14 protein-coding genes are annotated in these 12426 nt (G+C 74.4%); 9 read left to right on the top strand and 5 right to left on the bottom strand.

Going from position 1 to position 12426, the window contains the following annotated elements; all coding sequences use genetic code 11:
* Positions 1 to 7: 7 nt before the first annotated feature.
* On the bottom strand, positions 8 to 1012 hold the full coding sequence (locus BLR12_RS00070) for a patatin-like phospholipase family protein (RefSeq protein WP_091371800.1): 1005 nt from the start codon (positions 1010 to 1012) through the stop codon (positions 8 to 10).
* A 34-nt stretch (positions 1013 to 1046) separates the two neighbouring features.
* Positions 1047 to 1271, bottom strand: coding sequence for a hypothetical protein (locus BLR12_RS00065; protein WP_143018648.1), 225 nt, complete (start codon positions 1269 to 1271; stop codon positions 1047 to 1049).
* Positions 1272 to 1334: 63 nt separating this feature from the next.
* On the opposite strand from BLR12_RS00065, the gene cutA reads away from it, so the two are divergent.
* Together cutA and BLR12_RS00055 are read left to right on the top strand one after the other, a co-directional pair.
* On the top strand, positions 1335 to 1688 hold the full coding sequence (cutA, locus tag BLR12_RS00060; protein ID WP_091371794.1) for a divalent-cation tolerance protein CutA: 354 nt from the start codon (positions 1335 to 1337) through the stop codon (positions 1686 to 1688).
* Positions 1685 to 3526: a putative bifunctional diguanylate cyclase/phosphodiesterase gene (locus tag BLR12_RS00055; protein WP_091371791.1), complete on the top strand. Its 1842-nt coding sequence runs from the start codon at positions 1685 to 1687 to the stop codon at positions 3524 to 3526. Before cutA ends, BLR12_RS00055 begins: the two co-directional genes overlap by 4 nt.
* Positions 3527 to 3604: 78 nt before the next feature.
* On the opposite strand, the gene BLR12_RS00050 is transcribed toward BLR12_RS00055, so the two are convergent.
* Positions 3605 to 3892: a DUF6343 family protein gene (locus tag BLR12_RS00050; protein ID WP_091371788.1), complete on the bottom strand. Its 288-nt coding sequence runs from the start codon at positions 3890 to 3892 to the stop codon at positions 3605 to 3607.
* 46 nt (positions 3893 to 3938) lie between these two features.
* On the opposite strand from BLR12_RS00050, the gene prfB reads away from it, so the two are divergent.
* The 7 genes from prfB (at position 3939) to BLR12_RS00015 (ending at position 10807) form a co-directional block, all read left to right on the top strand.
* Complete coding sequence (gene prfB / locus BLR12_RS00045; protein ID WP_091371785.1) at positions 3939 to 5054, top strand: peptide chain release factor 2; 1116 nt, start codon at positions 3939 to 3941, stop codon at positions 5052 to 5054.
* A 195-nt stretch (positions 5055 to 5249) separates the two neighbouring features.
* Entirely contained in the window at positions 5250 to 5939 is a 690-nt protein-coding gene (ftsE, locus tag BLR12_RS00040) for a cell division ATP-binding protein FtsE (RefSeq protein WP_091371783.1), read from the top strand.
* Positions 5940 to 5986: 47 nt separating this feature from the next.
* Positions 5987 to 6871 carry a permease-like cell division protein FtsX gene (ftsX, locus tag BLR12_RS00035; protein ID WP_091371780.1) on the top strand — a complete coding sequence of 295 codons (885 nt, stop codon included), beginning with the start codon at positions 5987 to 5989 and terminating at the stop codon, positions 6869 to 6871.
* Positions 6872 to 6986: 115 nt separating this feature from the next.
* A complete protein-coding gene (gene smpB / locus BLR12_RS00030; RefSeq protein WP_091371777.1) occupies positions 6987 to 7463 on the top strand; it encodes an SsrA-binding protein SmpB in 477 nt (158 codons plus the stop codon).
* The gene (locus BLR12_RS00025) at positions 7463 to 8389 is read left to right on the top strand and encodes an NADP-dependent oxidoreductase (protein ID WP_091371774.1); all 927 of its coding nucleotides are present in this window, start codon (positions 7463 to 7465) and stop codon (positions 8387 to 8389) included. The genes smpB and BLR12_RS00025 overlap by 1 nt, the downstream gene beginning before the upstream one ends.
* Positions 8390 to 8405: 16 nt before the next feature.
* On the top strand, positions 8406 to 9302 hold the full coding sequence (locus tag BLR12_RS00020) for an amidohydrolase family protein (protein WP_091371771.1): 897 nt from the start codon (positions 8406 to 8408) through the stop codon (positions 9300 to 9302).
* Positions 9303 to 9388: 86 nt separating this feature from the next.
* Entirely contained in the window at positions 9389 to 10807 is a 1419-nt protein-coding gene (locus tag BLR12_RS00015) for an NAD(P)/FAD-dependent oxidoreductase (protein WP_091371768.1), read from the top strand.
* Between the two features lie 84 nt (positions 10808 to 10891).
* Here the strand turns inward: BLR12_RS00015 and BLR12_RS00010 are convergent, their stop codons facing one another.
* Positions 10892 to 11575, bottom strand: a complete 684-nt coding sequence (locus tag BLR12_RS00010; RefSeq protein ID WP_176832282.1) for a response regulator — start codon at positions 11573 to 11575, stop codon at positions 10892 to 10894.
* Positions 11572 to 12327, bottom strand: a complete 756-nt coding sequence (locus BLR12_RS00005; RefSeq protein WP_091371764.1) for a signal peptidase I — start codon at positions 12325 to 12327, stop codon at positions 11572 to 11574. Before BLR12_RS00005 ends, BLR12_RS00010 begins: the two co-directional genes overlap by 4 nt.
* Between the last annotated feature and the right edge of the window lie 99 nt (positions 12328 to 12426).

Genomic DNA, 12426 nt, shown 5'->3' with positions numbered 1-12426 from the left:
CGCCCGGTCAGCCCGGAGGCGCGCCGCGGCACTCGCGGAGGTAGTCCGGCCAGCTCCAGCCGGCGAGGAACCCGCGGGCGGCCGCGGCGCCCGAGGCCACCAGACGGGCCCGCTCGGCCTCCCCGACGTCGAACTCGGTGAGGCCCGTGCCGCTCGTGTCGATCGAGAACGCCCGCCGCCGCACGCAGGGCCGGGCGAGGTAGGCCCGGTCCCGCGCGGTGATCGTGGTGGCCACCAGCGAGTCGAGCAGCCGCAGCGGCGGCGGCAGGAGCGCGCGGCCCGGGAAGATCGTCACGTCCTCGTCCGAGAGGGTGTCCCCGACGCCGATGCCGAACGTCGGCCAGCGCGGCGTGGCGGAGTCGGTGCGGTCGAAGGTCTCCACCGGGAAGTTGGACAGCACCCCGCCGTCCACCAGGGTCGAGCGGCGGCCGGTGCGCGCGTCGCGCAGCGTCCGCGGGGCGAAGAAGTACGGGATGGCCAGCGACGCCCGGACGGCGTCGGCGACCGGCTGCCTGTCGGGGTCCAGGCCGTACTCGTGGTAGTCCCACGGCAGCCGGAGCAGCCGGCCACGGGTGACGTCGGTCGCCGTCACCACGAGGCGGTAGCGCTGGGACGGCGCCAGGGCCGGGTCGTCGCCCGGGTCGTCGCGGCGGAGGTCGCCGAAGGTGTGCACGCCCAGGTCGGCCAGCTCGCGGCGCACCCACTCGGTGACGTAGCGCCCGGGGTGCAGCCCGGACCGGGTGAGCAGCCCGATCGCCGGGGCGACCACCGGCACCGGCGCCCACGCGTCGGGCACGCGGTCGTACTCCAGCCGCGCGGCCCGCTCGAGCACGCCGGCGGCGTCCAGCCCGGTGGCCAGGAACGCGGCCAGCAGCGCGCCGGCCGAGGAGCCGGCGACCCGCTCGACGCGGTAGCGCCCCAGCAGCTCGGCGGCGGCGCCGACCAGGGCGACGCCCTTGACCCCACCGCCCTCGAGGACCAGGTCGGCCGGCAGCCGGTCGGGAGGGGGCACGCCCGCACCGTAGGCACGCCCCCTCCCGGTCCGCTCAGCCGCCGCGCCGCACCTCCGCGGCCACCACGCCGCGGAGGGCGAGCAGGAGCGCCGCGTCGGACGTGTTCCCGCGGTCGAGGGCGATGCGGGCGTCCGCGGGCAGGCTGGCCAGCTCGACGTCGTCGAGCCAGGCCGTGTCGCCGCCCATCCGGCGGCCCAGCCTCAGGCTGTCGCCCTCGGGGCGGAGCACGTAGTCCTCGCTGTCGATGGTGATGCTCATCTCCTCGTCCATGCCCCCGCCCTACCCCGCGCGGCTGTCACCCCACCCTTGCAGGATGGCCCGGTGGCCGAGGACGTGTGCGAGATCGTCGTCACCGGAGGTGACGCCGAGTGGCTGAGCGGGTACACACGGACACTGGTGGAGGAGAGACTGGTGGCCTGCGGGCACCAGCTCGCTGCGATCCGGTCGGTCTACCGCTGGGAGGGCGCCGTGCACGACGAACCCGAGGCCCGCGTCGCGCTGCACACCCGCCGGTCGCTGGTGCCGGAGGTCGTGGCGCGGACCGCCGAGCTGCACCCGTACGAGGTCCCGTGCGTGATCGCCCTGCCGGTGCTCGGGGGCCACCCCGGCTACCTGGACTGGGTCGTCCGGGAGACGCGGGAACCGGGGAGCCGGGAGGGAGGAACGCGGCCGTGAGCCGAACCGCCGTGGGCGCCGTGCCCACCGAGACCGACGAGGGCCGCCGGAGCCGGGCAGGAGTGCACGTGGGACGACGACAGGGCGAGTCCGACCTGCCGATCGACGTCCGCCGGCGGGTCGACCGGCCCGACCGGTCCGCCGTCGTCGTGGAGGCGGTGCTCGACGCGCTGCCCTCGCCCACCCTGCTGATCGACGCCGACGGCACCGTGCTGCTGGCCAACACCGCGTGGGACAAGGCCGCCGACGTCCTCGGCGACGACCGGGTCCGGATCGGGGTGGACGGCGACTACTTCGCGATGGCCCGCCGGCTCTACGGCAACGACAGCAGCTCCACCCTCATCGACGAGCTGCGGGCGCTCTCCCGCGGTGAGCGCCCGTCGGTGCAGGCCGACTACGCCCTGGAGCTGCCGAACGGCACGCACTGGATCCACCTGCAGGCCTCCCGTGTCGACCAGGCCGGGCAGGTGGTGGTCACCCACACCGACGTCACCTCCCGGGTCGCCGCCGAGCGCGCCTCGGACTGGCGGGCCCGGCACGACACCCTCACCGAGCTGCCCAACCGCGCGCACCTGCACGAGCTGATCGACGCCGAGCTGCAGCAGCCCGACCGCGGCCCGGTCTCGGTGCTCTTCCTCGACGTCGACGGCTTCAAGGACGTCAACGACTCCCTCGGCCACGACGCCGGTGACGACCTGCTGCGGCAGATCGCCGCGCGGCTGACCGGCTCCACCCGGTCCAGCGACACCGTCGGCCGGCTCGGCGGGGACGAGTTCGTCGTGCTGTGCCGCGACTGCGACACCACCGGCGCGGAGGCACTCGCCGACCGCTGCCGGGCCAGCATCGACCGGCCCTTCGACCTGGGCGGGCGGATGGTGCGGCTGGGCGTCAGCATCGGGATCGCCACGGCCGCGGAGTCCAGGCCCACGCGGGTGCGCTCCACCGACCTGGTCCGCGACGCCGACCTGGCGATGTACGCGGCGAAGGCGGCCGGCCGCAACCGGGTCCGGCTGTTCACCGCCGACCTGCGCGCCGCCGTCCAGCACAAGGCCACCGTCGCCGCCGAGCTGCGCGACGCGGTGGAGGACGGCCAGCTGGTGCTGCACTACCAGCCGGTGCTGCACCTGCCCTCGGGCCACTGCACCGGCGTCGAGGCACTCGTCCGCTGGCAGCACCCCCGCCGCGGACTGCTCGCCCCGGCCGACTTCCTGCCCACCGCCGCCCAGCACGACCTGATGGCGCCGATCGCCCGCTGGGTGCTGCACACGGCCACCCGGCAGACGGCGGCCTGGGCCGAGGCCGGTCTGCACCTGGTGACCTCGGTCAACATCAGCGCCGGCGACGTCACCACCGGCACGCTGGTGGCCGACGTCCACGAGGCGCTGACGGGGGCCGGGTTGCCGCCCGAGCAGCTGGTCGTCGAGCTGGCCGAGCGGTCGGTGGTCGAGGACGTCGAGCGGGCCGCGGCGCAGTTCGCCGAGCTGCGCCGGTCCGGGGTCGAGGTCTCCATCGACGACTTCGGCGGCGGGTTCTCCTCGCTGGGCCAGCTTGTCGCCATGCCCACCGGCCTGCTCAAGATCGACCGCAGCCTGGTGGCCTACCCGCAGGGGCGGCGCAGCCAGGCGGCCGCGGCGATCGCCGCGGTCGTGGCGCTGGCCGGGGCCTGCGGCGTGCGCACGCTCGCCGCCGGGGTGGAGACCGCCGAGCAGCTCAGCCTGGCCGCCGAGCTCGGCTGCACCTTCGCGCAGGGGTTCCACCTGGCCCGGCCGATGCCGGTCGGGGAACTCACCGGCTGGCTCACCGCCCGGGCCGGCCGGCCGGTCGCCGCCGTCCGCTGAAGAAGGACCTCCCTGCCCCCCGCCGCTCGCGAGCTCGCGGCGGGACCCTGCAGGGAGGCCGCCCGACCTGGCTGCGGTTCAGCCGGGCTCGCCCCGCGCCTTGCGGCGGGTGATGACGACCAGGTCGACGGCGGCCACGGCCGCGAGCACGAACAGCACCACGGCCGGCCACGCCGGCAGCGGTGTGGCCAGCCACAGCAGCCCGCCGCCCAGGCAGACGACGAGGCCGAAGGCGGCCAGCACCAGCCGCAGCGTCAGGGCCGACCGGGCCGGGGGCGCGCCGCCGATGCCGGCCGTCGGGTCGTGGTGGTCGGGCAGCCCCCGCTGGTAGTCCTCGCGGGAGCGGGGTCGACGGGGCTCGCTCATGCCGCGGTGGTCTACCCCGCCTGCGGGCGCACTACCCTGGGTCGATGTGGCCGCTGACTTCTCCGTCGTCCTGGACGAGCTCGACACGACCCTGAAGTCCATCGAGGCGGTCCTCGACGTCGACCGGCTGCGCCGCGAGGTGGCCGAGCTCGAGCAGCAGGCCGCCGCGCCCGACCTCTGGAACGACGTCGAGGCCGCGCAGGCGCTGACCTCCAGGCTCTCCTACCTGCAGGGCGACCTGCGCCGGGTCGAGGAGCTGCGCAGCCGGCTGGACGACGTCGGGCTGCTGCACGAGATGGCCGCCGAGGAGAACGACGAGGCGACCACGGCCGAGACCGAGCGGGAGCTGGAGAGCCTGCGCCAGGCGATCGACGAGCTCGAGGTCCGCACGCTGCTGTCGGGGGAGTACGACTCCCGCGAGGCGCTGGTGACCATCCGGTCGGAGGCCGGCGGTGTCGACGCCGCCGACTTCGCCGAGATGCTCATGCGGATGTACCTGCGCTGGGCCGAGCGGCACAAGTACCCCACCGAGGTGCTCGACATCTCCTACGCCGAGGAGGCCGGCATCAAGTCGGCCACCTTCTCGGTGAAAGTGCCCTACGCCTACGGCACGCTCTCGGTCGAGCAGGGCACCCACCGGCTGGTGCGGATCTCGCCGTTCGACAACCAGGGCCGGCGGCAGACGTCCTTCGCCGGTGTCGAGGTGCTCCCGGTCGTGGAGCAGACCGACCACGTGGAGATCCCGGAGAACGAGATCAAGGTCGACGTCTTCCGCTCGTCGGGACCGGGCGGCCAGAGCGTCAACACCACCGACTCCGCCGTCCGGATGACCCACATCCCGACCGGCATCGTCGTGTCCTGCCAGAACGAGAAGAGCCAGATCCAGAACCGCGCGGCCGCCCTGCGGGTGCTCCAGGCGCGGCTGCTCGTCGTCCGCCAGCAGGAGCAGCGCGCCGAGATGGACGCGCTGAAGGGCGAGGGCGGCAGCAGCTGGGGCAACCAGATGCGCTCCTACGTGCTGCACCCTTACCAGATGGTCAAGGACCTGCGGACCGAGCAGGAGACCGGCAACACCACCGCCGTCCTCGACGGGGACATCGACTCCTTCATCGAGGCCGGCATCCGCTGGCGTCGCCAGCAGGAGGCCGTGCCCTCCAGCTGAGCCCGCGCCTGCGCCGGCCCGGCCCAGGGGTCCCGTTCGTCACACCCGTCGCACGGCGGGCCAGCGGATGCGCCACTCTGGGTGACGGGCGTCCTGGGCCGCCGGCGGGACCGCTCACGTTCCGTCGCGACAGGACGGCGGTCGACCGCGCGTGACGCTCCAGTCTCCCGGGTTCGAGAGGTACCGTGGCGCCTCGTGATCGAATTGCAACACGTCACCAAGCTCTACCCGGCCAGCTCCCGGCCGGCCCTCGATGACGTGTCCACGGAGATCGACAAGGGCGAGTTCGTCTTCCTCATCGGCTCCTCGGGCTCGGGCAAGTCGACGTTCCTGCGGCTGCTGCTCAAGGAGGACGACCCCACCAGGGGCACCGTCGTCGTCAACGGCAAGACGCTGAACACGATGAGCAAGTGGCAGGTCCCCAAGCTGCGCCGCACCATCGGCTGCGTCTTCCAGGACTTCCGCCTGCTGCGCAACCGCACCGTGGCCCAGAACGTGGCCTTCGCGCTGGAGGTCATCAACAAGCCCCAGCGGACCATCAAGCGCGTCGTCCCCGAGGTGCTGGAGATGGTGGGCCTGGAGGGCAAGGCCAACCGGCTGCCCGGCGAGCTCTCCGGTGGTGAGCAGCAGCGCGTCGCCATCGCGCGCGCGTTCGTCAACCGGCCGCTGGTGCTGCTGGCCGACGAGCCCACCGGCAACCTCGACCCGGAGACCAGCGAGGGCATCATGCTGCTGCTGGAGCGGATCAACCGCACCGGCACCACCGTGGTGATGGCCACGCACGACTACCACATCGTCGACTCGATGCGCCGCCGCGTGATCGAGCTCAACGGGGGAGCGCTCACCCGCGACCAGTCGCGCGGTGTCTACGGGGTCGGCCGCTGAGGCGGCGTTCCCCTCCTCCACCTGCCTGACCTCACGACAGGGAACCAATGCGCGTCAACTTCGTGCTCTCCGAGGTGGCCACCGGGCTGCGTCGCAACCTGACCATGACGGTCGCGATGATCCTGACCACGGCCATCTCGCTCGGCCTCATGGGCACCGGCCTGCTGATCGCCGGGATGATCTCCGACATGAAGGAGATCTACTACGACAAGGTGCAGGTCTCCATCTTCCTGGCCGACGACGTCACCGACGAGCAGCGCTCGGCCATCGAGCAGCAGCTGGCGGACTCGCCCGAGGTGGCCGCCTACATCTACGAGTCCAAGGACGAGGCCTACGCCCGCTTCCAGCAGCAGTTCAGCCAGCAGCCGGAGCTCGTGCAGAACACCCCGGCGGACGCGCTGCCCGAGAGCTTCCGCGTCGAGCTGGTGAACCCCGAGCGCTACTCGATCATCGCCGCCGAGTTCCCGAACGGGCAGGACGGCGTCGACCAGGTGCGCGACGAGGGCGACTTCCTCGACCGGCTGTTCAGCCTGCTCAACGGGGCGCGCAACGCCACGATCGCCGTCGCCGTCGTGCAGGCCCTGGCGGCGTTGCTGCTGATCTCCAACACGATCCAGCTGGCCGCCTTCAACCGGCGCAACGAGACCAACATCATGCGGCTGGTCGGCGCCTCCCGCTGGTACACCCAGCTGCCGTTCATCCTCGAGGCCGCGCTGGCCGGGCTGATCGGTGCGCTGCTGGCGATCGGCGGGCTGGTGGTCACCAAGCTGCTCTTCGTCGACAAGACCCTCGCCGGGCCGATCCGCGCCGGGATCATCCCGCCGGTCGACTGGGGTCAGATCGCCTTCATCAGCCCGGTCATCGCCGCCGCCGGCGTCGGGCTGGCCGGCATCGCCGCGTACGTGACCCTGCGCCTGTACGTGCGGATCTAGCACTCCCGCACTCCCGTCGACATCGGCGGTCTCGTGGTGATCAGCGCTCGATGGCCACGAGACCGCCGATCTCGCGTCGCGGGGACGCTCCCGGGCCGGGCAGTAACCTGGGGGTATGCCGCGTGAAGAGGGGCGCAAGCTCATCGCCCAGAACAAGAAGGCGCGGCACGACTACTCGATCCTCGACACCTACGAGGTGGGCCTGGTGCTCACCGGCACCGAGGTCAAGAGCCTGCGTGCCGGTCGTGCCTCGCTCGTCGACGGCTTCGCCACGGTGGACGGCGGCGAGGTCTGGCTGCAGCACGTGCACATCCCCGAGTACGCCGAGGGCACCTGGACCAACCACGCCCCGCGGCGGAAGCGGAAGGTGCTCATGCACCGCGCCGAGATCGACAAGCTGATCGGGAAGACCAAGGAGGGCGGCCTGACCCTGGTGCCGCTGGACCTGTACTTCAAGGACGGCAAGGTCAAGGCGACCCTGGCGCTGGCCAGGGGCAAGAGGTCCTACGACAAGCGGCAGGACCTGGCCGAGCGCGACTCCCGCCGGGAGATCCAGAAGGCCTTCGGCCGGTACGTGAAGGGACGGCGGTAGTGCGGGGTGTGGCCTTCGACGGGTACGGCGGGCCGGAGGTCCTGACCCTGCGCGACGACCTGCCCGACCCCCCGGTCGGCCCGGATACCGTGCTGGTGCGGGTGCACGCCGCGGGTGTCAACCCGGTGGACGTGCTGATCCGCTCCGGCGGGCTCACCGGCGCCTACCCGCACCACCTGCCGATCGTGCCGGGCTGGGACGTCGCCGGGGTCGTCGAGGCCGTGGGCCCGGCGGTCACCGCGTTCGCCGCCGGCGACGAGGTCTTCGGCTACGTGCGCCGCGACGACGTCCAGTGGGGGACGACGGCCGAGCTGGTGCCCGCGCCGCAGCGCTGCCTGGCGCACAAGCCGGAGTCGCTGTCCTTCGCCGAGGCCGCCGGGCTGCCGCTGGCCGGGCTCACGGCCTACCAGTCGCTGACCGAGGCGCTCGACGTCCACGAGGGCGAGCGGGTGCTGGTGCACCGGGCCGCCGGCGGCGTCGGGTTCTCCGCCGTCCAGATCGCCGTCGCGCTCGGCGCGCACGTCATCGGCACGGCGAGCCCGCGCAACCACGGCTTCCTGCGGGACGCCGGGGCCGCCGAGGTGTACGACTACGCGGCCGGGCCGGTCAGCGCCCAGCTGGCCGAGCCGGTGGACGCGGTCCTGGACCTGGTCGGCGGGGACACGCTGGCCGACGCCCCCGAGCAGGTCCGCGACCCGGCCCGCATCGCCTCGGTCGTCGACCCGGTGGTCAACGAGATGGGCGGGCGCTACGTGTTCGTCCGCCCCGAGCACGAGCACCTCGAGGAGCTCGGCCGGATGGCCGACGCCGGTCAGCTGCGGGTGCCGATCGCGCGGGCGTTCCCGCTGGAGCAGACGGCGCAGGCGCAGGAGCTGGTCGCGGGCGGGCACGTGCGCGGCAAGGTCGTCGTCACGCTGCGCTCGTGACCACGGCCACGCCGAGGTGACCGCTCTCCAGCCGCCGGCCGACGACGCCGACGTCCCCCGGTACTGGCGCGAGCTGGGCCTGCCCGGGCTGGTCGACGCGCATGTGCACTTCCTGCCCGAGCGGGTGCAGGCCAAGGTGTGGGCCTACTTCGCGGCGGGCGAGCAGAACTACGGCGCGGCCTGGCCGGTGCAGTACCCGCTGCCCGAGGACGAGCGGCTGGCCACCCTCGAGCGGCTCGGCGTCCGGGCGTTCCCGACCCTGCCGTACCCGCACAAGCCGGGCATGGCCGCGTGGCTCAACGAGTGGTCGCACGGGTTCGCCGCCGCGCACCCGCAGGTGCTGCAGTCGGCCACCTTCTACCCGGAGCCGGAGGCGGCGTCCTACGTCCAGGCCGCCCTCGCCGCCGGTGCGCGGGTGTTCAAGGTGCACGTGCAGGTCGGCCGCTTCGACCCGCGCGACCCGCTCCTCGACCCGGTGTGGGCGCGGCTGGAGGAGTCCGGCACCCCCGTCGTCATCCACTGCGGGTCCGGGCCGCTGCGCGGTGAGCACACCGGCCCGGCGCCGATGACCGGCCTGCTGGAGCGGTACCCGCGGCTGCAGCTGGTGATCGCCCACCTCGGCATGCCCGAGTACGCGGCGTTCCTCGACCTCGCCGAGCGGTACGAGCGGGTGCACCTGGACACCACGATGTTCGGCACCGACTTCACCGAGCGGCTGATGCCCTTCGACCCCGCGCTGCGGCCCCGGCTGGGTGCGCTGCGGGACAAGGTGCTGCTCGGCAGCGACTTCCCCTCCATCCCCTACCCCTACGCCCACCAGCTCGCCGCACTGCACCGGCTGGACCTGGGGGAGGAGTGGCTGCGCGCGGTGCTCTGGCACAACGGCGTGCGGCTGTTCGGGGTGGCGCGCTAGCCGCAGGGCACTTCGCCACTGGCCACCACCGCCCGTTCCGGTGTGCGCTGGCGACCGACCGCGCCGTTCCGCCGGGAGGTCCGGAGATGCCCGAGGCACCTGTCGCGTCCCGACCGGGCGCCGGCCACGCGGTGGTCATCGGCGCCGGCATGGCCGGGATGCTCGCGGCGCGGGTGCTCGCCGGGCACGTCGAGCGGGTCACTGTCATCGAGCGCGACCGGCTGCCGGACGCCGTGCAGCCGCGGCGAGGGGTGCCCCAGGGGTGGCAGGTGCACGCCCTGCTCGCGCGCGGACTGGTGGGCCTGGAGCGGCTCTTCCCCGGGTTCGGACAGGACCTCCAGGACGCCGGCGCCGTCCCGGTCCGCTTCCCCCGGGACGTGCTCGTGCTCACCCGCGCCGGGTGGGTCGACCGGCGGGCGCCCGGCTGGCCGTCCCTGTCGGCCAGCCGGCCGCTCATCGAGGCGACCGTGCGCCGGCGGCTGCTGGCGCTGCCCGGGATCACCGTCCTCGACGGCCGCCAGGTCACCGCGCTCGGCGCCTCGGACGACGGCCGGGTGGTGCGCGGGGTGGCGGTGCGCGGGGACGACGGCGCGGCGTTCGTAGACGCCGACCTGGTCGTCGACGCCTCGGGCCGCGGATCGCGGACCCCGACCTGGCTGGCCGACCTCGGCGGCCCGGTCCCTGACCGGACGATCATCGACGCACGGATCACCTACGCCAGCCGCCTCTACCGCATCCCCGACGGGTTCACCGCCGACTGGACGGGGTTGATGCTCTTCGGTGACCGGGCGGACAACCCGCGATCGGGCTACCTCTTCCCGGTCGAGGACGGCCGGTGGGTCGTGGGGCTCATCGGAGCCCGCGGGGTGCACGCGGCGACCGACGAGGAGGGCTACACGGCCTTCGCACGCAGCCTGCGCTCCCCGGTCCTCGCCGAGGCCCTCGCCGCCGCCGAGCCGGTCAGCGACGTCCACCTGCACCGCGGCACGACCGACGCGCGCTGGCACTACGAGCGGCTGCGCCGCCGGCCCGAGCGCCTGCTGGTCCTCGGCGACGCCGCCTGCGCGTTCGACCCCGTCTACGGCCAGGGGATGAGCAGCGCCGTCCTCGCCGCCGAGACCCTCGACGCGTGCCTGCGGAGCCGGAGGTCCGAGGGCGACCTCACCGGGCTGGCGGGTCGCTTCCAGCGGCGACTGGCCCGTCGACTGGCGGAGCCGTGGCTGTTCGCCGTCGGCGAGGACCTGCGGTTCCCCGGGACCACCGGCGGGACGGCGGGTCCGCTGCGGCGCACCCTGCACCGGTACCAGGACCGCCTCGAGGTGGCGGCCACCCGCGACCCCGTGGTGACCGACGTCTACATCCGGGCGCTCGGGATGCTCGAGCGGCCCACGGCGCTCCTCCGCCCGCACCTCCTGCTCGCCGCGGCCCGCAGCCGTCCGGCCCGCGGCGGGCACCCGCCTGCTCCGGCACCGGTCGCGACCGGCGCCCGGACGGTGCCGGCGTGATCGCCGCCCGGCGACGAGCTCGGGGTCGGTCGGGCCCACCTGGGGCTGCAGTGAGCGGCCTACCACCCGGGAGCGGGTCCCCTCTCAGGCCCCCGCGACGGTGCGCAGCTCGACCACCAGCTCGTGGGCGAGCACGCCGCGCCGGGCGTCCTGCGCGATGGCCCGGCAGACCGCGGCGACCTCCGGGTGGCCCAGCTGGGCACTCGTACCGGCGAGCGTGGCCGAGGCCCGGGCGAGGGCTGCGGCGTCCCCGGTGCGGGCGCCGTCGGAGATGGCCGTCAGCCGGCCGGGCAGCGCGGTCGCGTAGAGCTGCTGCAGGCGGTCCATGAGCTCGGCGTCGACGTCCTCGGTGGACGGGTCGCCGGCGCCGGACGCCGGTGGACCGGATGCCCTGCGGCCGAGGAGGCCCAGCAGCAGCCCGGCGTGGACCGGCTTGGGCAGGCAGGCCAGGGCGCCGGCCTCGAGCGCGGCCGCCCGGTCCTGCGCGTCGGCGTCGGCCGTGACGGCCAACAGGTGGGCGCGGCAGCCGACCAGGCGCAGGCGGCGCAGCAGGGCGGGCCCCTCGCCGGCCGGACCGTCCAGGTCGGTGACCACCAGGTCGGGGTCGGAGCGGCGGGCCAGGCGCAGTGCGTCGCGGGTCCCGGCGGCCTCGCGGACGTCCCACCCGGTGAGCCGGAGCAGCCCGGCGACCAGGGCGCGGTCGGCGGCGTCGGCGCCGACGACGAGTGCGATCCGGGCGGGCGGGCCATCGGTGCGGGGCGTGCTCACTGCTGCTCGCCCTCGGGGGTCCCGGCCGCGCTCCAGGCGCCCACCAGCAGCCAGGCGGTCAGCAGGACGACGGCGCCGTGGACCGGCAGCCGGTCGGCCCACGCCGTCCCCGGCGCGTCCGCCACGGTCTCGGCGACGTCGGCGCCGACCTCGTCGACCTCGGCGTCCTCGCGGGGGCGCCAGATGCCCAGCAGCAGCCAGCCGGCCAGCACGACCGGGACGCCGTAGACGAGTGCGTGGGTGACGGCCGGGGTGCGCAGGGCGGTGATGAGGTGGCCGACCTCCGGGAGGACGGCCCGGACCTCGTAGGCGGTGTCGCCCTGCAGGACGGCGGTCCACGGGTCGGCGTGGTCGTTGGCGTCGCCCTTGGTCTGGACGGTGACCGTGCCGTCGGAGCCGTGCTGGACGTCGGTGACGCGGTGGGTGACGACGCGGTGGTCGTCGATGGGGATGTGGTAGCTGATGACCATGCCGGTCGTCACGTCGGTGACGTCGATGGGCGTGGTGAGGACGACGTCGCCGGGGTCGATGCCCGGGGCCATGCTCGCCGTGAGCATGGTCATGGTGCGGTAGCCCAGCAGGTGCGGGCCGGCGGCCAGCACGGCGAAGGCGAGCACGGCGACCGCGACCAGGGCCCGGGTGGCCCAGCGGCCGGTGCCGGCGGCCAGCGGGCGCAGGGCCCGCAGGGCGGCGCCGGCGACCGGGGGCAGCGGGTGGGCTGCTCCGGGGGCGGGCATCGGGATCGCGGTCATCTCGGCTCCTCGGGTGTCCGGGTCGCGTGGGGGTCAGCGGGTGGCGGCGGCGCGCTGGACGCCGGAGAAGGTGAGGGCGAGGGTGGCGGTCTTGGCCTG

The organism is Geodermatophilus sp. DSM 45219, from assembly GCF_900104025.1.
In the GTDB taxonomy this organism is placed as follows: Bacteria; Actinomycetota; Actinomycetes; order Mycobacteriales; family Geodermatophilaceae; genus Geodermatophilus.
This window is presented reverse-complemented; position numbering and strand designations above follow the sequence as displayed.